Source organism: Alteromonas sp. AWJ4_199 (genome assembly GCF_056159165.1).
Map to the genome: position 1 here is coordinate 122,780 of NZ_JBSWUR010000001.1, position 24,280 is coordinate 147,059.

Genomic DNA, 24,280 nt, shown 5'->3' on the forward strand with positions numbered 1-24,280 from the left:
GGCTGAGAGTGAAAGTGTTATAGCATGTATAAATATACAGTACAATTGCGCGTGGTAATTGAAGGTGAAGATTTAATGTTGGCGGGATTGTCCCAAATCAGGATTGACGCCGGTGAGTGACGGCGAAGACTATCTCGCTGTTAACCGATTAAAATAAGCTAAAGCTAAAATCCTATAAATTTAGATAGTTCATCTCGAATGTTATCGTATTTTTCTTTGTAGGCCGCTTTTAGTGGCATGTCATCAATTAGCTTAAACAGTCGTTTACACTCGTTTATTAACTTTACTTCGGCCTTATCTTCTTGAATAGCTATTTGAAGTAGACATTGCAGCAAGTTGAGCGCTACGCCTGTATTTACCGGTGCAAAACCTTGAGCGAGAGCAAATGAGGCTTTGGCGCGTTCATAGTCTTGCTGCTGATAGTGTTGAATACCCTCACGATTAAACTGCTGATAGCTCGCAAGGCTTTTTTGCGCGCTGAGTGCCTGGACCTCCAGCATCTTTGAACTGTTCTGGTCGAGTTCATCATTTCTAGCGCTAAGAATGGCGTTGAGCGCTAACGCGTCGTCAAATTCACCGAGTTTGTACATAACGTTTATGCTATCTGGAATAAATACAGTGGGTACCTCTGAGTATTTATCATCAAGTTGCGTTTGCGACTGGTCAAGATGACGCTTCGCGTCAATAAGCTTCCCATCAATCGCGCTTATCCTTGCATTTACAATATTGCCAAAAATATCTACGTCGAAATCCCTGTCGATTTTATACAGGTGCTCATCGAATTTTCCTCGCTGCAATGTGAGTAACGCTTCTTGCTGATACTTATTGCGCTGGCTTTTGTCATCAGATGACTCAGCAACATCAAGTAAGCTGCGAATCATTGTGCACCAATGTAAGCTTGCTTTATGCACAGTGCGTTTTGATAGGTTCCAAATTGCTTGGCTAGAGTTGGCCGCTAGCACTAAATCGTTATTTTCCCGGCCAATTTCACAAGCCTTAAAGTGGCGAGGTAAAGAGAAGGGCGATAGTTTAATAGCCTCTTTAATTGAATCTAGGGCCTTTTCACCAGCTTCCAAGGCATGGTGCGCTTGCGCAAGAATATCATGAGCATCAGCATTGAATCGGTTGCGTTTTAACGTTTTCTTAGCAATGGATATCGCTTTTTCGTATTCATTTAACAGCAAATAGGTTCTACCTATCGCTACCTGTGCCCATAGTACAGGTCTACCTTCAATATACTCTTTTAGTACATCTAAAGCTTTTTGAGGTTGAGAGATGCGCCAATAGAGTTCAACTAGCAGTTGTTCGCAGTGTCCTTTGTAGTGCTGAGGGTTTTCTAACAGTGTCTCAATGTGATCTATGGCGCTATTGTATTCACCTTGCTCTATTAGGTTGAACGCTTGTTGAAGAAATTGTCGTTTTTGCCATGCACGAACAATACGAGATTTTAATTGTACTTGTGAGAAGGGCTTTATTAGAAAATCGTCTGGCCGACGTTCAATACTGCCAAGCACTACCGGTCGAGCACTATCAGCACTGATAAGAATAAATACTGAGGTGGGGTTAATAAGCCTTCGCGTGCGCAACTCTTCTATCAGTTCATAGCCATTTTTAGTATCAGCCCCCAAATGTAAGTCACAGATGACAATATCAAATTTATGTTTTTTACACAGCGATACTGCCTGTTCAGCCGAAGGCTTAGTGACAACATCAGACGCCCCCATAGAATGCATTAGTCCTTTCAAAAGAAGAAGGAAAGGACGTTGGTCCTCAACAATCAATACTTGTTTGTTGCTAAATTGCATTTCGAATCCGTGAATAAACGCTCTATCATTATTTGAAAGTATATCTAACTTTAGAAAATAAGCTTAAGAAAAACATTATCTTGCCGACAACATACGTATACATAAACAGCACTGTGTACGAATGTCACCAGATTTTGCCTCAGCAAGTGAACAAACAACACTAGACCCCAGTATTTACTGGGAGCGAAGTGGTGTACTTGCTCGTGCGTCATCGCAGGGGGCATTATTTTCGTTATACCTTGCTATGCAGCAGCATAGCGTAGCTGAACCGTTCGAAATTGAATCGGCCACGTCAGACTCTAACACTTCAAAAAATAAAGAAGCGCAGCTTGCCGCATTAAATCACTACAGGCGTCCGTCGTTGTCCGTCAGTGAAATTGAGTGGACAGACATGCAAGTGCACTCAAATTTAGTCGCTATTGACTATGAAAGTGCACGCCTTTATCTGAGTATGAAGCCAGCGCCGTTAGCTCAAACTGATGACGCAAAACGCATTCCGGATGATGTTGTAAACAACTGCAGTCTAGCAACGCAGAAGCGATTAAAACGGCAACATGCCAAAGCCATAAAAGAAGATAATACGTTACTTTACGATATTATCTCTTCACAAGGCGACGATGATGACGGGAAATATGGGCAAGATAAGCACCAAGCTACAACGCCAGACTTTTCTTCATTTGAAAATATCGCCTAGTTTTTAACGCTCAGTTTTGGTATATTCCGCGCCGCATTTTTGCACTGGTCTTACGCTCCAATCAGCAAAGGTTAAAATATGTCTAAATATATTGTATGCGCAATGTATAAATTTGTTGCGCTTGAAAACTTTAAAGAAATCCGCCAGCCGCTTCTAGAAACTATGGAAGCAAATGGTATTAAAGGTACGCTTCTACTCGCTCACGAAGGCATTAACGGTACTGTTTCAGGTACCCGAGAAGGTATCGACGCATTGCTCGCTTATCTGAATAGTGATGAACGTATCAATCCTATCTCTTACAAAGAATCACTTCACGACGAACAGCCGTTCTATCGCACTAAGGTAAAACTTAAAAAAGAAATCGTGACCATGGGCGTTGAAGGTATCGACCCTCGCCAAACTGTGGGTACATACGTTAAGCCTAAAGACTGGAATGCACTAATAAGCGACCCAGATGTAACCGTAATTGACACCCGAAACGGTTACGAAATAGAAATTGGCACTTTCAAGAACGCCATCGACCCTAAAACCGACACGTTCCGCGAATTCCCAGAATACGTAGAAAAAGAACTCGACCCGTCAAAAAATAAAAAAGTTGCCATGTTCTGTACCGGCGGCATTCGCTGTGAAAAGTCGACAGCCTATTTGAAAGAGCAGGGGTTTGAAGAGGTTTATCACCTAGAAGGCGGAATTTTACAGTATCTTGAAGATGTGCCAAAGGAAGAGTCTATGTGGGAAGGCGACTGCTTTGTATTTGATAATCGCGTTGCGGTAAACCACGACCTTGAAAAGAGTCATTACGAACAGTGCTACGCGTGTCGACTTCCTATTACCGAAGAAGACAAACAAAGCGATAAATATGAGCCTGGCGTAAGCTGCCCTCATTGCCATGGCACACATACCGACGATCAAATTGCCCGCTTTAGAGAACGTGAAAAGCAAGTTCAGCTAGCGAAAGAGCGACAACAAGAGCACGTAGGTACCGAAGCGCGTTTGACTATGGAACAAAAGCGTAAGGAAAAAGCAGAAGCTCAACGTTTACGCGCACTTAAAGCAAAAGAAAATCAGGCGTAGACAGTCAGAAAGAAGGGCGTTACACTCGTGTTTATTGCAGTTGAAATAAGGAATGCGAGTGAGCACTCAACTTTCAGAATCTAAAATTGAAGAAATTAGAAAGGACTTCAGCTTTTTCGATCGTGATGGCAATGGCCAAATCGATTTGCCAGAGTTCATCGAGCTTCTAACCGTAATTTCACCAAAGACTAAAGCTAGCCACGTACAAGAGGGCTTTAAGCTTATCGATAGCAACGACGATGGCTACATCGACTTTGAAGAGTTTTTAGCGTGGTGGCAAGAAGGATGGTGGGAGTACTAAGTTTTACTTAGTAAACCATACCATCGCTAGGTTTTGTGTATGCTCTATTGAGTGTGTCTAAAAAGCTTATAGCTACGCAAAAAGAAATCGTTAAAACGGGTGCTGTGTAAAGCACCCGTTTTTTTATGTTTAAGTTTTGCGCTGGTATGGGGGGGCAAAAATTAGGTTGATATGTCTTAGTTTTTGGATGGCTGCTTTGAGCGTGAAGCGGACGTAATAGTATTGTCCGCTTTGTAAAAGTTTATGAAATTTGGTAGATAGCTTTCCCTCCTTCTATGGAGCTGAAGCTGCCACTTTTACCTATTAGGCTACATTCATGGCTACTATCAACTATTGTAAATTTGCTTGATGCAATTCCACTCTCAAATTTTCCATCATGCTTTAATGTGAGTACAACTTGTTCATCGTTTTTATCACACGTAATGGTTTCAAATCCATTGAATAGAGCATCACCATTTTCACTGTAGTAAAGTTTATATCTTACTTCGCTATTACCATTAATATCGCCTGAGTAAGCTTGTTGTACTAATGCAGTGCTAAATTTCTGACCCTTTTCAAATTGTTGTTCAACGGTCTCTTGCCACTTTGTAATTAGAAATGTACCTTTTAACTCCATAGTTTTTTCCTTTTAATCAACCTAACAACAAAAATGTTACTACGCTATTAGTTGATTGATATAGTAAAAACGCGACAATAAACAAAAGATTGATCACATTTGAAAATAAATAATGAAGAAATAAAAGGGGTGTTACACCGTCAGGTTAGTGAAGAGAACTATCACTTACGTAGATATTTTCCAAGTGTTCTATTTAATGGTTTTATTGAACAATTTTGGTTTGTTGATTGGAATTTAGAGGAACAAAGAACTCATACTCAACAAAACTTACCAGATCCAAATTTTCACTTAATTATCAGCAATGATGGAGTTAAGTTATTAGGGCCTGTAAGCAAAATATACTCTTATAAAATGGAGGGGAAAGGGCGAATAATAGGTGTGAAATTTGAAACAGGGGCCTTAAAGGAACTTTTACCTCTGCCGATTGAAGAATATGTTAACAGAGAGGTACTTGCCAAAGATATATTTGGCTTGGACTTCGCAACTAATTTAATCTCTTTATATGAACATGAAAACGATGCAGAGGTTATTAACTATCTTCATGATAGTCTTGTTCCTTTTGTTCAATCTATTACTAGACCAAAAAAGATCACTCAAAATATGGTCTCTTTGGTCAAAAATAACGAAAATATTTGTACGGTTAAGCAAGTAGCTAACTATGCAAACATTTCTTCACGATCGGTTCAGCGATATTTCTCAGAATATGTAGGCCTCAGCCCTAAATGGCTTATACGTAAGTACAGGCTTAGCAGGGTTTTAGATGAACTCGAATCCAACACCGTTAGTATCTTAGATATTGTTACCCGATTGGAATATGCTGATCAATCTCACCTTATTCGAGACTTTAAAGAAGTTTTAGGAATAACTCCAAACAGATACAACAAACTAAAGTGAATTTTTTATATCCTATTAAGGTCAATATCCGCTTTTGGCACAAAGCAGAAGTAGCTAGTCAATAATCTGTTCGTCCGCAACTTATCTATAACGGAGCTTCAAGTCTATGACTAAGCTATGTAAGCTACCCAGTAAAGGCTACCAGTCAGCACTGTATACCTTATTAGCTTTTGCTGCCTCGACTTCCAGTGGTGCTTGGTCGTAGCCGTACTCAGCCATATCGAAGAAATGTTGGGTAACAACTTCGTCTAAGCTAGCTCTTTCAATTTGTAACACGTGAACCATCTCATGGGCTAATTTTGGCCTGTTAAGTACAAAGTCTTTACGCGCGTAAATTGAATAACCAAAGACTTGTGCGTTGTTAATGATACCTTCGCCGACAAGCCCAACTGCTTCACCAAATACTTTCAAAGCAAAGTTTTCATAAGGGAATGGCACTTCATCCACATAGACGACTCTAACTTTTTCAGGGTATTTAATGCCTATTTCTGCTGCTAGCGCCAACTCTTGTTCATTTAGCGGTTTACCTATTTCAAGCCCTTTCTGATCAGTTTCATGCGCCCATTCGATGTATTGAGGCAATAAGACACTCGCAATTATTTTTTCATAAAAAAGTACGGAAACAATGAGTACAGCAATGAGTAATATTGAGAAGAGTTTTAATGCTTTCATGTCTATAAAGTCCGTTTTAAAGAAAGGCTAAAGAAGCTTTAAAGGTAATTAGAGTAACTAATAATGCTAGAGGATATCCTCTCGCTATATATGCAAATTAAAGCATGTGTTACGAAGCTATCATAGAGAAAGTATGTAAGAGAATATTTGTTAGGAATAAATGAAGCGATGACCGCCGCTATTAACGCTAGTCTGTGATAATTAGCGGCGGATTAATTAGGTATTAACTATTGAGCGTTATTTTACTCGTCATCATCCGGCAGTGTTTTTCTTGGTTTGCGTTTAACTGGAACCATACCAATATCTTCACCAGTCATGGTATCAACCCGTTTTTTAGCACTGGTTTTAACAGGTTTCGCTACACGCTTTTTGCCATTTTGCGCATTAGCTTTTTTCGACACTTTTTTCTTTGGTTTGAAACCCTTGAACGAGGCTGCGAATTCGTCGTGCGGTGAGCACTCTAACGCATATTGAAGGTGATTCTTAAGCCCTTCAAAACTGTTCCAGTCACGTGGGCCGATTAGTGAGAATGCTTCGCCTTTTTGCCCAGCACGACCTGTGCGTCCAATACGGTGAATATACTCATCGGCGTTTTTCGGTAGGTCGAAGTTAACTACCAAGCCAACTTTTGACAGGTCTAGACCACGGGAGGCGAGGTCGGTAGTAACCAAAATACTGTGCTGCCCACGCGCAAACGCACTCATCACTGCTGCGCGTTGGCTTTGTAGCATATCACCACGAAGCGCAATAGCTTCTAAATTCTGTTCGTTAAGCAAGGCTGCAATTCTATCGGTATCTTCACGGGTGGCAGTGAATACGATAGCTTGGTTGTAGGTACGATTGGCCAGCTCAAACTGTAAGATTTGATCTTTGTTATCAACGTTGTCTGCAAAGAAGCACTTCTGTTCGATATCGCCATGCTCTGCCGTTGAGTCTCCTACAGCTACGCGAACAGCGCCTTTGGTCAACTGCGTTGTCATATGCTTAAGCTCAATATTATCGAGTGTGGCAGAAAACAGCATGGTTTGGCGTTTTCTGTGATCAGCATAGTCGTTAATCATTTTAAGCTGAGCAGAGAAGCCTAAATCTAACATACGGTCGGCTTCATCAAAGATCAGCAGCTCTAAACCATTCAAATACACACTTTTATCTAATAGGTGGTCAGCTACACGACCAGCTGTGCCTACAATAATGTGGGGATTACGGCGAAGTGCTTTAACTTGGTCGTTGTAGTTTTCACCGCCCACAACAAGTGAGCAAGTAAGGTTTAAACCTGTACACATTGACTTGGCTTCAATGAAAACTTGTTTAGCAAGTTCACGGGTAGGCGCAAGAATAAGTGCACGAGGGTCTTGTCTACTTAACGCTTTTTGCGACATTAGCCGGTTTAAAGCAGGTACTAAAAAGGCGAAGGTTTTACCTGACCCTGTTTTTGAAGACGCAATAATATCCTTACCCTGTATGGCAGGAAGCATAGTACGCTCTTGAATTTCGGTTAGCGTCGAAATGTTTTTCGTTTCGAGCTTTGAAATAATTTTATGATGGACAGGTAAATCAGTAACTAGCAAGAAAGGTGAGCCTTTTTAAAAATAACGTTCATGCGCATTATCCCTTAATGCACAGTGTATTAAAAGGCTTATTGCGTTAGCCGCTATAAACTCGGGCGTATGGCACTGATAACGAACAAACAATGCCTGTAATCCTATAATAGAGGAGCTCGATAGTCTTAAAATGGACGAATTATGGTGTTGCCTTACAAGTCGCGCTTACCTTGAACACACAATGTGTTACTTGGTAAGCGCGGGCCATTTAAACGTAATGTATAACGTTGAATTTAAGTGTGTCGTATGTGCTGCTGAAGTTACTAAAACTGCATCTCTGCCACGTTCTCAGGTACAATAAGCTTGCCAGCGGTTTTCTCTTTGATTTCATCTACGCTAACGCCTGGTGCGCGCTCCTGAAGAACAAAGGCGCCGTCCTCAACGCTCAGAACTGCTAAGTCAGTGATTATACGTGTAATGCAGTTCACACCGGTTAACGGTAATGTACATTCGCTTAGTAACTTAGGGTTGCCGCGTTTATCAGTATGGGTCATGGTAACAATTATATTTTTTGCGCCAGCAACAAGGTCCATAGCGCCGCCCATGCCTTTGACCAGTTTGCCTGGTATCATCCACGAGGCAATATTGCCCGATACATCAACTTCAAATGCACCAAGAACCGTAAAATCTACATGTCCGCCACGGATCATGGCAAAGCTCTCTGCACTATTGAATATCGATGCCCCGGTTATAGCTGTCACCGTCTCTTTACCTGCGTTTATCATGTCGGCGTCGACTTCACTTTCAGTAGGGTAACGGCCCATACCTAAAAGACCGTTTTCCGACTGCAGCATAACGCTGATATCATCAGGGACATAATTAGCCGCAAGGGTAGGGATACCTATGCCTAAATTCACGTAATCGCCATCTTTGAATTCTTGGGCTACGCGCATTGCAATCTGTTCTCTACTAAGCATTATACGGTCTCCTTACTAACTACACGGCGTTCTATACGTTTCTCAAATGACCCTTTAATAACGCGGTTTACATAAATTCCTGGGGTGTGGATCTCACTAGGGTTTAGCTCACCAGGCTCTACAATTTCTTCTGCTTCTACAACAGTGATCTTGCCGGCGGTTGCCGCCATAGGGTTAAAGTTCTGTGCAGTGTGGCGATAAACACAATTACCGTAGGTATCTGCTTTCCAAGCCTTTACAATTGCAAAGTCGCCAGTAATGGCGTGCTCAAGAATATAAGGGCGTCCATCAAACTCTTTAACTTCTTTCCCTTCGCCGACCGGCGTGCCATAACCTGTGGCAGTGTAGAACGCGGGGATTCCTGCGCCACCAGCTCGCATTTTTTCAGCTAACGTGCCTTGTGGGGTAAGTTCAACTTCTAACTCGCCGTTGAGCAATTGCTTTTCAAACAGTGCATTTTCACCCACATAGGAAGACACCATCTTTGCGATTTGTTTATCTTCAAGTAAAAGGCCTAGCCCAAAACCATCAACACCACAGTTATTTGAAACAACGGTAAGACCAGATACACCTATCTTTTTGATTTGGCTAATCAAGCCTTCGGGTATTCCACATAGGCCAAAGCCTCCAGCAATGACTGTCATCCCATCTTCAAGCCCTGCCATGGCTTCATCGTATGAGGAAACAACTTTGTTAAACCCTGCCATTTTTTACCTCCAATGCTTTTGTTAAAAATAAGTATCAGCATTGTTGCATGATATGTAAAATCGAATTAATCTTTCAATTAATAGATATTATTTATTAATAAGCCGTTAAGGTGCGTGTTTATGGATGTCTCATATCGTCAAGTAAAGGCGTTTGTAGAAGTGGCAAAGTCCTCGACGTTTGCTGAAGCTGCGGTGAATCTACACTTAACCCAGCCCGCTTTGTCTTCTGCGATAAAAAAAATGGAAGAGCAATTAGGCGGTAAGCTGTTCCAGCGTAATACACGGAATGTCAGTTTAACACCTGAAGGAGAGGTGCTTTTTCCAAACGCTCTGCGATTGCTACACGACTGGGATAATACATTCTCAGACATGCAAAACCTATTTGCTATGGCTAAAGGCCAACTCACTGTATGTGCTATGCCTTCGTTTGCCGAGTCACACTTGCCCAACATATTATCAATGTTTCACCAGCGCATTCCTAACGTAAACCTAAGAATAGTGGATGTTGTTATGGAGCAAGTTATTCACGAAGTAACTACCGGGCGTAGTGAAATAGGCTTTTCTTTCGAGCCGGAACGAAAAGACGGCTTGGTGTTTTGCAGCCTTTTTACCGATGAATTTGTTGTGGTAGGAAGTAAAGCGTTATTGCCTAACATGGGAGAAGCACTTAATTGGAAAGATTGTCTTCAGTTTCCCTTAGTAATGATGAACCGTGGGTCGGCGGTACGTCACTGGACGCAGTCTAAGCTTCAGCAGTATGGCGAGTTAAATATTATTGCAGAAACCGGTCAGCTATCTACCCTTGGAAAGCTTATACAAAATGGCTTAGGCATATCTATTATGCCTGCTATTTGTAAAGATCAAATGGAGGGGCTTGGTCTTGTAGCACAAAGTATTGCTGATGAGCCTTTAGTGAAAAACATAGGAATAATCAAAAACGCAAGAAAGGGCTTGTCGTTACCGGCTCAGTCTATGTGGGACTTGGTTATTGCGCATTATGCTCAAACGACATAATACGCAACGTAATTGATGAGAGTAGGGACTACCACTTCTTTTTCGGAGCAAATAACTCGTCCAACTCGTCCCGCTCTTCTTCCTGCTTTTTAGCGCGATCTTGTTCATTCACACTCTTAAGATTACTTTGAATATCGTTTAGCCACTCGTTTAGTGTGGAAAGCTTAGATGCAGAGTATTCATCCTGCGGGTTTTGGTTCTCAAGCGCTGTCTTGGCTTTTTCGAAATATTGCCTTGCGGAGCCAAACATATTAGTTTGTAGAGCAGCGCGACCCCGTTTAATAAGGGTTTCAACGTTTACTTTTAATTGCAAACGCTCTAGCTGTTTATCTTCATCCATAAACACTTTTGAATCGATTTGCCCTTTGCTATGTTCAGAGCGGAGCACAATGCGAAGTTTTTTTACTGCTTGAATGTACTGAATTATCATTTTATCGTTGTCAGGCAACGAAAATTCAGAAGTGCTGGTCGACTTGTCTGACAGTGCGGCTGAGGTTGCTTGCTCGCTACTCGCTATCCTTTGTTTTAATTCTGAGGTGCTAGATAATTCATTCATGGTTTTGAGCGCATGAAGAATTCGGTTGTGAAGAATCCCCATTAAGCGCGAAGAAACAGGCATGTTTAGACTGGCAGACAAAATGTTCTCGGTTTCGTCGACAATAGTGCGCTGCTTAGCAAGCTCGGTGCGACGCTCTGCCTCTTGTTTTTGACGATGCTGTTGAATTGCATTTATGAAAATAGCGGCAATGAGCAAAACAACAATCAAAATAATAATAATCACGTACATGCGTGTGTTTCCGTCTGTTTTTATATCTTATAACGTCAGTTTTATTAACCGCGAGCGTTACTTTTTGAATTATCTATTGTTATCGGACAATCTTACGGTATTTTTACTTCAAATACACTCCCGCCTAAACTTCCCCCATTAGAAAGGCTTATTGCCCCCTTTCTGTCGCCTTGAGAATGTGCGCTTGCAATGAGTTTAGCAAAGAACAGCCCGAGGCCTGTTCTGCCTTGGCTTAATTCAAAGTCACATAGCGCGTCGTGGCTTTTAGACAACATTGCTTCGGGGTATCCACTCCCATCATCTTCAACCCTTAAAGTCATAAACTCATCTTCATCAATACGGGCTGAAACAAGTATCTTTGATGTACCATAGCGCATTGCGTTTATAACCACATCGTTCAAAAGTAAATAGATTAATTCACTGTCCAAATACCAGCTTAGTTCCTCTTCCACATCAACAGTAATTTCTAGATTTTTTTGAGATACGTAGAGAGCGTTAGAGCCGACAACATCCTCCACTAAATCTTTGACAAAACTTTCATCAACCGTGATAGGCAGGCTTTCTAATTCTGCTCGATATAAAGAGAGTATCTGTACAAGATTCGTGTTTAGCCTTGATGCTTCATAATGGACACTTGCTACTTGTTCTCTTGCTTCAGTGTTTTGCGGTGAAAGCGAATCGCTTAATGTTTCAATAGATTGAATTAAAAGAAATAGTGAATTCTTCATATCGTGTACAGCAGCAGCCAATACAGATGAAAAATCGATTGAAGATGTAACTTGTTTTCTACTGCTCATTATCTATTAAACGCCGTGCGACTTTTTAACCCTAAACATACTGTAGAAGAGATTAGAAAATGAAGGGCAAATTACGCGTAAATTTGTAAAAAAATGAATTAAATTCAACTTTATAATGCTAATTTTGTAATAGCAACTAGTAAAAAACCGTAGTTTTGGTTATAACGGAGGGAGTAAAGTGTCAGTCGATCCCATAATACGGTGTAAAATATGAAGCTACAGCAACTACGGTATATCGTAGAAGTTCTCAATAATAATTTGAATGTGTCTGCAACGGCAGAAAGTTTGTATACCTCACAGCCAGGTATTAGCAAGCAAGTGCGTATGCTAGAGGACGAATTAGGCGTTCAAATTTTTGGCCGTAGCGGTAAGCACCTTACTCACGTAACAGACGCGGGTAATGATGTTATCAACATTGCTCGCGAGATTCTTGCTAAAGTGGAAAGCATTAAAGCCGTCGCAAGAGAACATACACTTCCCGACCAAGGCAAGCTGAATATAGCTACCACTCACACTCAGGCACGCTATGCGTTACCAGACGTGATCCAAGGTTTTATGACAAAGTACCCCAAGGTGTCATTACACATGCACCAAGGTACGCCTTCGCAAATTAGCGACCTAGCCGCTAAAGGCGAAGCTGACTTTGCTATCGCCACTGAAGCGCTTCACTTGTACAACGATTTAGTTATGCTGCCGTGTTATCACTGGAATCGCAGCGTAATTGTAAACAAAGATCACCCGCTTTCTAAAAAGGGCACAATAGATATTTCAGACATTGCAAAGTATCCGTTAGTGACTTACGTGTTCGGATTTACAGGACGCTCAGAATTAGACCAGGCTTTTGAGAGAGCAGGGCTGACACCAAAAATTGTTTTCACTGCCACTGATGCCGACGTAATTAAAACTTATGTGCGCTTGGGTGTAGGTATTGGTGTAATCGCGTCGATGGCCGTTAGCGAAGAGTTAGACGATGACTTGGTTAAAATAGACGCAAGCCACTTGTTTGATTACAGCACGACAAAGATTGGTTTTAGAAAAGGGTCATTCCTTAGAAGTTACATGTACGACTTCATTGAGAGATTTGCGCCTCACCTTACCAAAGACAAAGTCGAAAAAGCGATGATGCTGAAAAATAATGAAGAAGTTGAAAAAATGTTCAAAGGCGTGACGTTACCAGTTAAGTAACGTTGTGAAAAACCAAGACGAATGAAAAAAGGGGCTGTCGCCCCTTTTTTTTAATCGTTATTCATAGTGGGCTTACGATTAACACTCGATGATATTCACCGCGAGACCGCCTCGTGCTGTTTCTTTGTATTTTGTCTTCATATCGTTACCCGTATCACGCATCGTTTTAATGACTTTATCTAGCGACACTTTTTGCTCACCGGTACCGCGTAGCGCAAGGCGAGAAGCATTTATTGCTTTTATTGCACCCATGGCGTTACGCTCAATACATGGTACTTGAACAAGACCACCTACAGGATCACAGGTTAATCCAAGGTTGTGTTCCATGCCGATTTCTGCAGCATTTTCTACGGATGCCGCTGTCCCGCCCATTATCTCGGCAAGGGCGCCTGCAGCCATTGAGCATGCAACACCCACTTCTCCTTGGCAACCTACTTCAGCGCCAGAGATAGATGCGTTCTCTTTGTAAAGTATGCCAATGGCTCCAGCGGTGAGAAGAAAGCGGCTTGCTACTTCTTCATCAACAGGTCGAATAAATTTATCTACGTATTGAAGTACGGCGGGGATAATACCAGCGGCACCGTTTGTAGGCGCGGTTACAACACGCCCTCCCGCAGCATTTTCTTCGTTTACTGCCAAAGCAAAAAGGTTCACCCAATCCATAGTTTGCATAGGATCGTTCGTATGCTCGGTTTGAAGGCGACGATAAAGCCCAGGTGCGCGACGCACTACCTTTAAGCCACCAGGCAGTATGCCTTCGCTCTCAATACCGCGTTGAATACAAGCTTTCATTACTAACCAAATATGATGTAGCTGTTGCTTTACTTCATGTTTCGGTCTAAAAGTCGTTTCGTTACGCAGCATTAAAGAGCTAATACTTAAACCGTTGTTCTTACACAGCGCAAGTAATTCTTCAGCGGTTTTAAAAGGGAAGGGCACCGAAGCTTGAAGGCTGGCGGCATGCGCTTTAGTTGCGTCAAAATCTTCGTCTTTGATAATAAAGCCGCCACCTATACTGTAATAGGTTTGCTCTTTAACCAGCTCATCTTTTGAGTAAGCGTAAAACGTCAGTGCATTAGCATGTTTGGGCAGTGTTTTCCGGCGATGAAATACAATCGCATTTTTATTCGGGAAGTGGACCTGCTTCTGGCCATTGAGACAAAGTAGTTCGGAATTACGAATATCCTCGAGTTTGCTGTCAATAGTATCAACATCCACTAAGTCGGGAATTTCGCCTAACAAACCTAGGATGACAGCTTTCCCGGTACCGTGTCCGATACCTGTTTGACCTAGTGACCCAAACAGCTCAACTTTTACGCTATCAACTGAATCGAAAAGCGCAGTATCCTGCGCAAGTTCAGAAACGAACTCGGCACCTGCTTTCATCGGTCCTACTGTGTGCGAACTTGATGGGCCAATACCCACACTGAACATATCGAATACACTGATCATAAACATTCAAAAATTAAAACTAAGTAATATTAAGATCATGCATCTACTACGTTAAAAGCTCAATACAGAAATGCTAATAGTGAGATTAGTTTTGCTAATAGGCTGTAAAGTTTAATTTATAGGGCTTTAGATAAAGGCGCCTAACTTTCGCTATCAGGGGTGAATATGGTGCGAAAGGTTTCGGAGCATAGCAGCTGTTGCGCCCCAAATCATACGGTGCTGCCAAGGAATAAAGTATATAGGAAAAGTTTTGTTATTGCGGTGAGTATTGTGGACTAGGTGGTTCTTTCTATCTAACACATGAGCAAGGGGGACTTCGAAAACGCTCTCTACTTCATTCTTATCGATAACCGGTGTGAAGTCTGGGTTTACAAAGCCTACAACAGGGGCTATTTCATAGCCACTGATTGTTCTATATTTTGGCAGCATGCCAATAACATCTACGTGAGTAGACGGAAGGCCAACTTCTTCTTCTGCTTCGCGAAGCGCAGCGGCAAAAAAAGAATTGTCGGTTTCATCCACCGCTCCACCCGGAAAGCTGATTTGGCCGGGGTGATGTTTCAGATGATGGGCACGTTCAGTTAGCAATAGCTGTAGCGAACTTCCATAATCTATCAAAGGAATTAACACCGCCGCAGGCCGCCCCGTTTTCTTTAGAGGAAAGTCAGGCTCAGTGTGAGTCAGCCTTAAGTGATGAAATTGTGATAGAAATTCGCTTTTCTTCATAGATACTAATTATTTATAAGTCACAATCCAACGCAAGTTACAAACCAAGGCAGGTCAAAGGCCAGATATTAAGCTTGCCGTTAGAGCGTATAAAACTGTTCTGTTACTGATTCATCATTGCTAGCACGGGCAGTATTTTTGATACCTTATCAAGTGTTTCCTGATATTCTTCACTTGGTACAGAATCTAGCACGATACCACCGCCTGCCCAGCAATGTAATCTATTATTCTCAGCTAACACCGTGCGTATACAGATACTTGAATCCATATCTTCTCGGTACCCCATATAAAACACGCTGCCACAATATATATGTCGACGATGGGGTTCTAGTTCATCAATCACTTCCATAGCGCGTATCTTTGGTGCGCCGGTAATTGAACCACCAGGGAAGGCAGACGCTAAAAGCGCCAAAGGCGACGACGCATCGTTTAGTTCGCCAGTTACGGTACTGACTAAATGGTGTACCGCTTCATAACTTTCAAGTGCAAAGAGTGCGGGTACTTTTACTGTGTGGGGCTTGCAGTGTTTTGAAACATCGTTACGAAGTAAATCAACAATCATAAGGTTTTCTGCACGGTCCTTTTCGGCGTTAAGCAAACTCTGTGCACTTGCTTTATCTTTTTCAATATCGTCAAAGCGAGGGCGAGTGCCCTTAATGGGCTTAGTTTCTACAACCTTGTTTTTCACACGTAAAAAACGTTCAGGTGAAATAGACGCTATACAGCCTTGTGGAAGGTTGTAATAGGCAGAAAAGGGCGCTTGATTCTGATTCCGTAACTCGCAATATGCCTGCCACATGCTCCCTTCAAACTCCGCACTAAATCGCTGTGCCATATTCACCTGATAGCAGTCACCTGCACGGAGATAAGCGTTAATTTTACCTAAACATGTTTCGTAGGCGATTTTTGTCAGGTTAGATTCAAAGGGCGATGTGAGCTTGAAATTCTTAGATGTTGCTACTGGCTTTAACGACTTAAATACTTGCGACAATGGACGATTATCTGCGCTGCAAAAATAGATATAGCCCGTTTGGGTGTCTTCAATAAGTGAGTACAAGTACAAGCCAACGGTGAAATCAGGTGTACTGTAGTCGCTTTGAGCCATACTGGGTAATGTTTCATAAAATCGACCTGTGTCATATCCAGCCATTCCAGCTACACCGACAATGAAAGGTAAGTGGGTAGTGTCAAAAGTAGCCTTTACTTCGATAGATTCGACTCTGGCATGCAAATGCGCTTGAACCGCTTCGAAAGGCCGCATGTTAAGACGCTGGCGTGAAGAGGTGTGTAAATCGATTAGTTCTGTTTCTTCACCTTTCGCCTCAATAACAGCGGTGGGTAAAAAGGCCATTATATTAAATCGGCCATCGCTCTTAGAAGAGCCTGAAGTATCGAATAGAATAGCGTAGGGCTGTGCAGATATATGTTCAAATAATCTATTGAAAACTGCAGTGTTATTGCAGTCTAGCGCAAATTCGTTGGCTAACTCCTGTTGAGTAAAACGGGTGACATGAACATTGATAGTATCTGCGTGTGGCATAGGTTTTTCTGTACTTCTTTTCATCTAGGCCGTCGAGTGCTTAAAAGCAGAAAAGAACGACCGCCAATTTGTAACTGACACTTGCGAGCAAGCGTTTTTCTTGTTGCTATTACAACGCTTTCTAATGCGTATAACTAATATAGCGCGTAAAAATATCTGGAATTAGCTCTAAGCACATGGTTTTGCATGGTGCGATGTCTTGAGATGCGCTAGTATACGCTTTTTTAGCTAGCTAAGACCACGAAAGCCAAATAAAAAGAGGATGTCATGACCGTTATCCGTCAACAAGACTTCATTGACAGCATTGAAGATGCCCTGCAGTTTATTTCTTACTATCACCCACTCGACTATGTAAAGGCCGTAGAAGAAGCGTACAACAAAGAGAAGAGCCAAGCCGCGAAAGATGCAATGGCCCAAATTCTTATTAACTCGCGTATGTCGGCCGAAGGAAAGCGCCCATTGTGTCAAGACACCGGGATTGTAACCTGCTTCGTTAAAGTGGGTATGGGCGTAACATGGGACAAAACTGACATGACCGTTCAAGAAATGGTCGATGAAGGTACACGCCGCGCTTATCTTAACCCTGACAACCCGCTTCGTGCATCTATCGTCGCTGACCCAGCCGGCGCGCGTAAAAACACGAAAGATAACACGCCATCTGTTGTTCACATCGACATGGTTGCGGGTGAAAAAATTGAAGTTATGATCGCAGCAAAAGGTGGCGGTTCAGAGAATAAATCTAAAATGGTAATGCTAAACCCAAGCGATGATATTGCTGATTGGGTTGTTAAAACACTGCCTACAATGGGGGCGGGATGGTGTCCTCCTGGTATGTTGGGTATAGGCATTGGCGGTACCGCTGAAAAAGCTGCAGTACTTGCTAAAGAAAGCCTTATGGACCCAGTAGATATTCAAGAGCTTATTGAACGTGGCCCACAAACTACTGACGAAAAACTTCGCTTAGAAATTTTTGACCGAGTTAACAAATTAGGTATCGGCGCACAGGGCTTAGGCGGTTTGACGACCGTTGTTGACGTAAAAATTAAGTCTCTGCCTACACATGCTGCATCTAAGCCAGTGGCTATGATCCCTAACTGTGCCGCTACACGTCACGCACACTTTTACTTAGATGGTTCAGGTCCAGCAGAACTAACGCCGCCGAAGCTTGAAGATTGGCCAGAAGTAACGTGGGAAGTGAGTGAAAACACCCGCCGCGTAAACCTTGATGAAGTGACCAAAGAAGACATTCAAGAGTGGAAAGTAGGCGAAACCGTATTACTATCGGGTAAAATGCTAACAGGTCGTGATGCCGCACATAAACGCATTCAAACCATGATGGAAAACGGCGAAGGCCTTCCAGAGGGCGTTGACCTAACCAATCGCTTTATCTATTACGTGGGCCCAGTTGACGCTGTAGGCGACGAAGTAGTGGGTCCGGCCGGTCCTACAACAGCGACGCGTATGGATAAGTTCACAGACATGATGCTTGAACAAACAGGTCTTATCGGCATGATTGGTAAAGCAGAGCGTGGCCCAGCAACGGTTGACTCCATTGCAAAACACAAAGCTGTGTATCTTATGGCCGTAGGCGGAGCAGCTTATCTGGTATCGAAAGCGATAAAGAACTCACGTGTTGTGGCATTTGAAGATTTAGGTATGGAAGCAATCTACGAGTTTGACGTAGAGGATATGCCGGTAACCGTTGCTGTAGACAGCACAGGTGCAAATGCACATAAGAATGGCCCAGCTATTTGGAAAGCTAAAATAGAAGAGCTTGACGAGTCTCTTTCTAAATAGTCAGTGACACTGTCGCTTTTAAATTAACGTTAGCAAACACAAAGATCGCCACATAGTGGGTTTGTTTGGGGTACCAAAACTTATTTAAAAGCTTCAATCTATTTGATAAACGGGCGTGTCCACGCCCGTTTTTTAATACCGATATACAGAATATAACTCGTGTAAAAGACCACCACGAAGCAGAAACATGCCGTTTATATCTTTGTAAGTTGGTATATTTTCCTTATTTTGTTTATAGTGCTGTACAAAATAACAGTATGAACGTGCACTATGATTACCAACCTTATCTCAAGCGAACCCATCGCTTTCTTAATTGCTTTTATTAGTGTTTGTCTATTAGCTCTCTATTCTCTCATCCGCAGCCAAAATATCTCGGCGAAGCTTTTTCAATCTTCACAGCATTGTGACGAGTTGCAAAATGAATTGAGCAGCGAGAGGGTGGCTAACGCAAAACTTCAGGCACAAAACGAGGCTCACCAGGCCAGAATTCAAGCGCTGCATACGGCACATGAAGATAAATTAGCTGCTATGAATGCATCTGAACAACGGTTGCAAACTCAGTTTGAGAACTTAGCAAACCGTATTTTTGAAGAGAAACAGCAGCGCTACACCCAACAAACCAAACACAACATTGAGGCTGTGCTGGCACCGTTCAAAAATGAATTAGATGGCTTTAAACGCCAAATTTCAGAGCAGCATATACGCGAAGGCCAGGAGCGAGCGTCACTTAAGACAGAAATATTAGGCTTAAAAGCTTTAAATCAAAAAATAACAGAAGAAGCAGCTGCACTCACCAGTGCACTTAAAGGTGATAATAAAAAACAAGGAAACTGGGGCGAGGTAGTGCTGGAGCGTATTTTGAAAGAGTCGGGTTTACGCGAAGGGCATGAATTTGAAACGCAAATGTCTGCGACATCAGATCAGGGCAAGCGTTTCCAACCAGACGTCGTCGTTCATTTGCCCAACGATAAAGATGTAATTATTGACTCAAAAGTAAGTCTTGCCGCCTATGAGCGTTATTACAATTGCGACAATGAAACCGAGAAGGCGCAATATTTAAGTCAACATGTAGCATCCATAAAAGGCCATATTAAGGGCCTTGGCGCAAAAGACTATCAAACCTTACAAGGCATCAAAACACTGGATTACGTTTTGCTGTTTATCCCCATAGAGCCAGCATTTCTTATCGCAGTTGAAGAAGAGCCCGAATTAGTCACCATGGCGCTAAATCACAACATTATGTTGGTAAGCCCTACAAATTTACTGGTTGCATTAAGAACCATTAACAATATTTGGCAATATGAATACCAAAATCAAAATGCCCAGCTAATTGCGGACCAAGCGGCAAAGCTTTACGACAAGTTTGTTGGCTTTGTCGTTGACATGGAAAAGGTAGGAAAGTCTATGGATAGCGCTCACGCAAGTTATGAGCAAGCCATGAATAAATTAACTAGCGGGCGAGGGAATATCGTTAGGCAAATTGAGAAATTTCGTGAGCTAGGGGTTCAGCCAAGTAAACGGATGTCTCAGCACTTACAGCAACTTTCTAACGACGATTAAAAAAGGCCGCGATTGCGGCCTTTTTTGCTTATGACGAGAACGTTATGAACGTTTCATACGTCTACGTAGGTAAACTGCAGGTGCTAGTAGCAATGCAATCCAACCCATAGAGCCACCAGACTTATCGTTGACCGTTATAGTCACGCTGTCTGTAGTTGTATCAATACCATCAGTGGCTGTTACTTGAACCGTTACACGATTAGCTTGTTCGTGGCTTGGTGCCGTGCCAGTAAACGACGTAGTTTCAACACCGTCAATAGTGATGGTAACGTCGTCGCCGTCTGCGTCAGTGGCTGATGCAGTTACAGTGAACGACTCACCTTCATCTACGCTGGATGGTGCAGAGATTGAAAGTACAGGTGCATCTTGCACGCCTGCAACTGCTACTGAAACAGTACCTTCGCCCACGATGTCGCCTTCAACAACTTCGCCAGCATCGTTAGTGGTGCCCTCAACCTGAACTGTATAGGTAAATGAGTCTTCACCGAAGAAGTCTGCATTTGGCGTGTAGGTTACCGTACCATCATCGTTAACCATCACTGTACCGTTCGCTGCTTCAGTAGTGACTGTAACAGTTGACGGGTCAAGTGGCGCTTTATCGATAGTAATAGGCGTAAACGTACGGAAGTCTCCTGAAAGCGATTCCATAGTAAACGTGTTAATGATGGTGCTATCCATTTCATTAGCAAGAATGTTGGCCGTTACCGACGCATCTTCGTTAACTGAGAGCATATCGTCCATATACTCGCTTGAAGGAACTACAGTACCTGCGTAACTGATTGTTACTTCATCGCCTGCATTAGCCGTTAGTACGAACTCATCACCTTCAACTGGAAGCGTGCCCTGAAGGCCTGCTGACGTTAGTGAGGCAAGAGTAGTACCGACACTACCAGATGAATTCTCTGCACCAACAACAGTTGCATACACTGGCGTGTCCATTGGACCGTAAACAAAGTTCACGTTACCTGTTTCGTACTCAAACCATAGCTGGAAGTTAAAGCTTGTACCGTCTTCATTCCAAATCTGAGCATTTTCCCACTCAACAACGAAGTGACCGGTTGTCAGGCTTACCGCATAAATACTACCCGTACCAGCACCACCGCCAGCTAAATCCAAGTCAGTCCAATATGGAGCAACAATGTTATTAGGCTCACTTAGGTTAGGAAGCACTTCAGCAAACGGAGTAGTAATGTTACCTGAACTTGTGCCTAGTGAAACAAAACCATTCGAAGAAATCTGCATGGTAGTGTACTCAGCACCTAGATAGGTGATAGTACGCGGTAAGCTAATTTCAATAGACGCATCATCACACGCACCAGAACACACAAGCGGCTCAACGCCTATTGAAGCCATAGGAACGTATCTACCTAAGCCGAAGCCTTCAAGTAGGTCGCCAATTGTGGTGTCTGCATTCATTGAGAATGACGCAGTATTAAGCGCACCTTCCCAATATACCGTGCCTGATTCAGCGTCGTAGCTTACAGGTTCTTGGTTACCGTTTTTAACAGCAGAAATCGTTGACGGGTTGATGTCGTATTTGTGATCAATTTCACCAGAAATACTAATCATACCAGTAACGTCAGTGTTAGTAGCAAATGCTTCAGTAACGACTAGTTCACCTTCAGCTGCGAATTGATTACTTACGTCACTATCAAATAGAGAAGGCTCATCGCTGCTAATTGGATAAACCGCTACAGGGATAAAGTAATCCGTCGTTGTATCGTCTGTATCTGCCCAGTTGATGCCACCGAAAGACCATGAGCCTGTAGAGGCTGTTGTAACGTCTACCGCAATCATAATCTCAGCTGAAGCACCTGCTGCTAGGGTAGCCATTTGTGGTGTAACGGTTGCTACAATTGCAGGGTCGTTAAACATTGCCGTTGCATCAACAGTCACATCTTCGTCGCTTGTATTTGTTACCGTTATAGACATTTCACAATTCAGATAACAGTTACCATCTACTAGGCTTAAGTCGCTATAAGTAAGTTCAACACTAGTAGCACGTGGGAGATCTAGACGACCTGCACCCATGTCAAAGTTGTCTGCTTGAGTAGCTGCATCTTCTTTAAGTACATCACGAATAGAAGAAGTTACAAGGGCACTCTTAATTTGTTGTGCAGTCCAATCTGGGTGCATTTGTTTAAGTAGAGCCGCCGCGCCAGCTACGTGTGGAGACGCCATTGACGTACCACCTTTAAACGAGAAGTTCTCGCCTACATGCCCAGGGGCATCTGGAGATTCACCTGAGAAAATTCTCACACCCGGTGCAGCAATATTCGGCTTAAGGAAAGTAGGATCGCCGTTTGGACCACGTGAGCTAAAGTCAGCCATAATATCTGCTAAGCTTTCAGATACGACGCGAACTACTTCAGCTCCAATGGTAATGTTTACCGCTTCCTCAGTACCTGAGATTAGGGTTGCTAACTCTTGACCCGGCGTTGCAGGTACCATGAATGAAGGAACAGTCTGATCTGGGCTAAGGCCACCCATTAAGATAGGAGCTTCGCCGCGACCGTCAACGTTGTGAATTACAACCGCAACTGCACCCGCAGCTTCAGCATTTTCAATTTTTGTTACGAATCCACATGTACCACGGCTAATGAGCGCAATAGCACCGTCAAACGCACCGGCAGCAAACTCTTCACAACCTTCAACGTTAGCCTCTGCAACTTCACCAGCATAAACAACCGGTGCAGTTAAAGCCGTATCAAAAACGATATCAGGGTTACCAACAGAGTAGAGCGCAGGGATAGTACCGATTGAAGTGTCACCTTCAATTGTCAACTCGTTAGCAAATAAGCGATCTGTTGTTGTCGCAGCTACAGTAATAACGTCTTCAGAACAACCAGGGCAACCTATAGTTCCCTCACCCGGGCCATCGTTACCCGCTGCAAATACGGTTACTACGCCAGCATCGTGCATGGCTTCAAGTACATCTTCGTATACAGAACCGTTAGGGTTACCGCCAGCGCCGCCGCCCCAAGAGTTATTAACAACATCAGCGCCGTCTGTTAGCGCTGCTTCCAGCATAGAAAGCAACATTGAAGAAGCACCGCTAGAAGAAGCAGGGTTTGCCGGTGTGGCATAAAGGCCTTTATAAGCCATAAGATACGCCGCAGGAGCAACACCTGAAATTTCCGCTTCAGCACCATCACGTTCAGCCATAACGCCAAAGTTACCAACGGCAGTACCAGCAACGTGCGTACCGTGACCGTTAAAACCTAGCGGGCTTTCATATTCTTCTTCAACAACAGCAAAACCTTCTACGATGTCGGCTGCACGTGCCACGATTAGCTTGTTGTTACAGAAGTCAGGGTCTTCTGAACAGTAATCGTCAGTAGGTAGCGTATCAGCAGCAGGCGCTTCGAAATTCTCACCGCTAAACAGTGGGTTTTCTGGGCGGATACCACTATCGATGATGGCCACTTTAACACCAGCACCAGCACTTTCTTTACCGCCAAATTGCTCCCAAGTCTCAACTGCACCGATCAGGTCGAGACTAGCATCCATTTGTGCGTGATGGATAACGTCAGGGTATACCGCCTTCACTGTTGAAAGGCTAGATAACTTATCTAATGCACTCTTAGAAACGATACCTGCAAAACCGTTAAATGCTGCAGTATAAGAAAGATCTGCTTTAAAAGACTTGTCAAAAGCTTTGATCGATTGAATAACAGATTGCTGTTGTGCCTCTAGGAATGATTTATATTCCTTCGCTGCATTAGATTCAAAGTTAACCTTTTGTCCCTTGTGCGCAGCCATGCTGCTAACACTGGGGTTTACTCCGCTGAACTGCGCCATCGGCGCATCGTTTAGCTGAATGATTACACGAACACTATCGCTGTTTACCTGGATAGCATTAGCAAGTATGTTTTTCTTGTCGAATGAGGCCTCGATTGCGTTTTGTTGTTCAACGCTGTGGCCGGAGATTTGATTTGTTAGTGCGAACGCGCCAAATGCAGAGCCTGCAAGTGCGGTTGCGACTACCGTACTGATAATTGTTTTTTTCATAATTATTCTCGTGTGAATAGTTCCCTGGGTCTGACGATCTATGTAACGCTCTAAAGGTCACTTGCCTTTTTAATATCCATTGATCGTCATGACACATTAATTGTTAGCACACTTTTTGAGGTTATGTAAT

The 24,280-nt window shown here is 43.0% G+C and carries 20 protein-coding genes; 8 read left to right on the plus strand and 12 right to left on the minus strand.

What is annotated here, in order from left to right:
* Window positions 1-164: 164 nt before the first annotated feature.
* Complete coding sequence (locus ACXAER_RS00530; RefSeq protein ID WP_474825588.1) at window positions 165-1,805, minus strand: response regulator; 1,641 nt, start codon at window positions 1,803-1,805, stop codon at window positions 165-167.
* 121 nt (window positions 1,806-1,926) lie between these two features.
* Between ACXAER_RS00530 and ACXAER_RS00535 the strand changes: the two genes are divergently transcribed.
* The 3 genes from ACXAER_RS00535 to ACXAER_RS00545 all read left to right on the plus strand — a co-directional run bounded on the left by ACXAER_RS00535 (window position 1,927) and on the right by ACXAER_RS00545 (window position 3,874).
* A complete protein-coding gene (locus ACXAER_RS00535; protein ID WP_474825592.1) occupies window positions 1,927-2,499 on the plus strand; it encodes a VC2046/SO_2500 family protein in 573 nt (190 codons plus the stop codon).
* Window positions 2,500-2,577: 78 nt separating this feature from the next.
* Window positions 2,578-3,573: an oxygen-dependent tRNA uridine(34) hydroxylase TrhO gene (gene trhO / locus ACXAER_RS00540; RefSeq protein ID WP_474825594.1), complete on the plus strand. Its 996-nt coding sequence runs from the start codon at window positions 2,578-2,580 to the stop codon at window positions 3,571-3,573.
* A gap of 52 nt (window positions 3,574-3,625) precedes the next feature.
* Complete coding sequence (locus ACXAER_RS00545; RefSeq protein ID WP_474825596.1) at window positions 3,626-3,874, plus strand: EF-hand domain-containing protein; 249 nt, start codon at window positions 3,626-3,628, stop codon at window positions 3,872-3,874.
* A gap of 241 nt (window positions 3,875-4,115) precedes the next feature.
* On the opposite strand, the gene ACXAER_RS00550 is transcribed toward ACXAER_RS00545, so the two are convergent.
* A complete protein-coding gene (locus tag ACXAER_RS00550) occupies window positions 4,116-4,490 on the minus strand; it encodes a DUF3224 domain-containing protein (RefSeq protein WP_306723902.1) in 375 nt (124 codons plus the stop codon).
* 99 nt (window positions 4,491-4,589) lie between these two features.
* Here ACXAER_RS00550 and ACXAER_RS00555 point away from each other — a divergent pair, with 99 nt between their 5' ends.
* Window positions 4,590-5,384 (plus strand): helix-turn-helix domain-containing protein, encoded by a 795-nt coding sequence (locus ACXAER_RS00555; RefSeq protein WP_474825599.1) that lies wholly within the window; start codon window positions 4,590-4,592, stop codon window positions 5,382-5,384.
* A 138-nt stretch (window positions 5,385-5,522) separates the two neighbouring features.
* Here the strand turns inward: ACXAER_RS00555 and ACXAER_RS00560 are convergent, their stop codons facing one another.
* From ACXAER_RS00560 to ACXAER_RS00575, 4 genes are all read right to left on the minus strand, one after another.
* Entirely contained in the window at window positions 5,523-6,056 is a 534-nt protein-coding gene (locus ACXAER_RS00560) for a hypothetical protein (RefSeq protein WP_474825601.1), read from the minus strand.
* A gap of 242 nt (window positions 6,057-6,298) precedes the next feature.
* Complete coding sequence (locus tag ACXAER_RS00565) at window positions 6,299-7,624, minus strand: DEAD/DEAH box helicase (protein WP_474825603.1); 1,326 nt, start codon at window positions 7,622-7,624, stop codon at window positions 6,299-6,301.
* Window positions 7,625-7,920: 296 nt separating this feature from the next.
* A complete protein-coding gene (locus tag ACXAER_RS00570; RefSeq protein WP_474825605.1) occupies window positions 7,921-8,574 on the minus strand; it encodes a CoA transferase subunit B in 654 nt (217 codons plus the stop codon).
* Window positions 8,574-9,281, minus strand: coding sequence for a CoA transferase subunit A (locus tag ACXAER_RS00575; protein ID WP_474825607.1), 708 nt, complete (start codon window positions 9,279-9,281; stop codon window positions 8,574-8,576). Before ACXAER_RS00575 ends, ACXAER_RS00570 begins: the two co-directional genes overlap by 1 nt.
* A 120-nt stretch (window positions 9,282-9,401) precedes the next feature.
* Between ACXAER_RS00575 and ACXAER_RS00580 the strand changes: the two genes are divergently transcribed.
* Entirely contained in the window at window positions 9,402-10,295 is an 894-nt protein-coding gene (locus ACXAER_RS00580) for a LysR family transcriptional regulator (RefSeq protein WP_474825609.1), read from the plus strand.
* A 28-nt stretch (window positions 10,296-10,323) separates the two neighbouring features.
* Here ACXAER_RS00580 and ACXAER_RS00585 read toward each other — a convergent pair whose 3' ends face one another.
* On the minus strand, window positions 10,324-11,082 hold the full coding sequence (locus tag ACXAER_RS00585) for a hypothetical protein (protein WP_474825612.1): 759 nt from the start codon (window positions 11,080-11,082) through the stop codon (window positions 10,324-10,326).
* A 92-nt stretch (window positions 11,083-11,174) separates the two neighbouring features.
* Window positions 11,175-11,879, minus strand: a complete 705-nt coding sequence (locus ACXAER_RS00590; RefSeq protein ID WP_474825614.1) for a sensor histidine kinase — start codon at window positions 11,877-11,879, stop codon at window positions 11,175-11,177.
* Window positions 11,880-12,089: 210 nt separating this feature from the next.
* On the opposite strand from ACXAER_RS00590, the gene cysB reads away from it, so the two are divergent.
* On the plus strand, window positions 12,090-13,064 hold the full coding sequence (gene cysB, locus ACXAER_RS00595) for an HTH-type transcriptional regulator CysB (RefSeq protein WP_118494818.1): 975 nt from the start codon (window positions 12,090-12,092) through the stop codon (window positions 13,062-13,064).
* A gap of 78 nt (window positions 13,065-13,142) precedes the next feature.
* Here the strand turns inward: cysB and ACXAER_RS00600 are convergent, their stop codons facing one another.
* From ACXAER_RS00600 to pabB, 3 genes are all read right to left on the minus strand, one after another.
* Window positions 13,143-14,516: an L-serine ammonia-lyase gene (locus ACXAER_RS00600; protein WP_474825617.1), complete on the minus strand. Its 1,374-nt coding sequence runs from the start codon at window positions 14,514-14,516 to the stop codon at window positions 13,143-13,145.
* Window positions 14,517-14,669: 153 nt separating this feature from the next.
* Window positions 14,670-15,242, minus strand: a complete 573-nt coding sequence (locus ACXAER_RS00605) for a CoA pyrophosphatase (protein ID WP_474825619.1) — start codon at window positions 15,240-15,242, stop codon at window positions 14,670-14,672.
* Window positions 15,243-15,345: 103 nt separating this feature from the next.
* Window positions 15,346-16,782, minus strand: a complete 1,437-nt coding sequence (gene pabB / locus ACXAER_RS00610) for an aminodeoxychorismate synthase component I (protein WP_474830477.1) — start codon at window positions 16,780-16,782, stop codon at window positions 15,346-15,348.
* Window positions 16,783-17,049: 267 nt separating this feature from the next.
* Between pabB and ACXAER_RS00615 the strand changes: the two genes are divergently transcribed.
* Window positions 17,050-18,579, plus strand: coding sequence for a fumarate hydratase (locus ACXAER_RS00615; RefSeq protein ID WP_334060134.1), 1,530 nt, complete (start codon window positions 17,050-17,052; stop codon window positions 18,577-18,579).
* A 270-nt stretch (window positions 18,580-18,849) separates the two neighbouring features.
* Window positions 18,850-20,139: a DNA recombination protein RmuC gene (gene rmuC / locus ACXAER_RS00620; RefSeq protein ID WP_474825622.1), complete on the plus strand. Its 1,290-nt coding sequence runs from the start codon at window positions 18,850-18,852 to the stop codon at window positions 20,137-20,139.
* Between the two features lie 42 nt (window positions 20,140-20,181).
* On the opposite strand, the gene ACXAER_RS00625 is transcribed toward rmuC, so the two are convergent.
* Window positions 20,182-24,150, minus strand: a complete 3,969-nt coding sequence (locus ACXAER_RS00625) for a S8 family serine peptidase (RefSeq protein WP_474825624.1) — start codon at window positions 24,148-24,150, stop codon at window positions 20,182-20,184.
* Window positions 24,151-24,280 lie beyond the last annotated feature (130 nt).

Excerpts from the sequence above, each read along its gene's own strand:
- ACXAER_RS00530 (WP_474825588.1), bottom strand. The coding sequence starts at position 1,805 with ATGCAATTTAGCAACAAACAAGTATTGATTGTTGAGGACCAACGTCCT.
- ACXAER_RS00535 (WP_474825592.1), top strand. The coding sequence starts at position 1,927 with ATGTCACCAGATTTTGCCTCAGCAAGTGAACAAACAACACTAGACCCC.
- trhO (WP_474825594.1), top strand. The coding sequence starts at position 2,578 with ATGTCTAAATATATTGTATGCGCAATGTATAAATTTGTTGCGCTTGAA.
- ACXAER_RS00545 (WP_474825596.1), top strand. The coding sequence starts at position 3,626 with ATGCGAGTGAGCACTCAACTTTCAGAATCTAAAATTGAAGAAATTAGA.
- ACXAER_RS00550 (WP_306723902.1), bottom strand. The coding sequence starts at position 4,490 with ATGGAGTTAAAAGGTACATTTCTAATTACAAAGTGGCAAGAGACCGTT.
- ACXAER_RS00560 (WP_474825601.1), bottom strand. The coding sequence starts at position 6,056 with ATGAAAGCATTAAAACTCTTCTCAATATTACTCATTGCTGTACTCATT.
- ACXAER_RS00570 (WP_474825605.1), bottom strand. The coding sequence starts at position 8,574 with ATGCTTAGTAGAGAACAGATTGCAATGCGCGTAGCCCAAGAATTCAAA.
- ACXAER_RS00575 (WP_474825607.1), bottom strand. The coding sequence starts at position 9,281 with ATGGCAGGGTTTAACAAAGTTGTTTCCTCATACGATGAAGCCATGGCA.
- ACXAER_RS00580 (WP_474825609.1), top strand. The coding sequence starts at position 9,402 with ATGGATGTCTCATATCGTCAAGTAAAGGCGTTTGTAGAAGTGGCAAAG.
- ACXAER_RS00585 (WP_474825612.1), bottom strand. The coding sequence starts at position 11,082 with ATGTACGTGATTATTATTATTTTGATTGTTGTTTTGCTCATTGCCGCT.
- ACXAER_RS00590 (WP_474825614.1), bottom strand. The coding sequence starts at position 11,879 with ATGAGCAGTAGAAAACAAGTTACATCTTCAATCGATTTTTCATCTGTA.
- cysB (WP_118494818.1), top strand. The coding sequence starts at position 12,090 with ATGAAGCTACAGCAACTACGGTATATCGTAGAAGTTCTCAATAATAAT.
- ACXAER_RS00600 (WP_474825617.1), bottom strand. The coding sequence starts at position 14,516 with ATGATCAGTGTATTCGATATGTTCAGTGTGGGTATTGGCCCATCAAGT.
- ACXAER_RS00605 (WP_474825619.1), bottom strand. The coding sequence starts at position 15,242 with ATGAAGAAAAGCGAATTTCTATCACAATTTCATCACTTAAGGCTGACT.
- pabB (WP_474830477.1), bottom strand. The coding sequence starts at position 16,782 with ATGCCACACGCAGATACTATCAATGTTCATGTCACCCGTTTTACTCAA.
- ACXAER_RS00615 (WP_334060134.1), top strand. The coding sequence starts at position 17,050 with ATGACCGTTATCCGTCAACAAGACTTCATTGACAGCATTGAAGATGCC.
- rmuC (WP_474825622.1), top strand. The coding sequence starts at position 18,850 with ATGATTACCAACCTTATCTCAAGCGAACCCATCGCTTTCTTAATTGCT.
- ACXAER_RS00625 (WP_474825624.1), bottom strand. The coding sequence starts at position 24,150 with ATGAAAAAAACAATTATCAGTACGGTAGTCGCAACCGCACTTGCAGGC.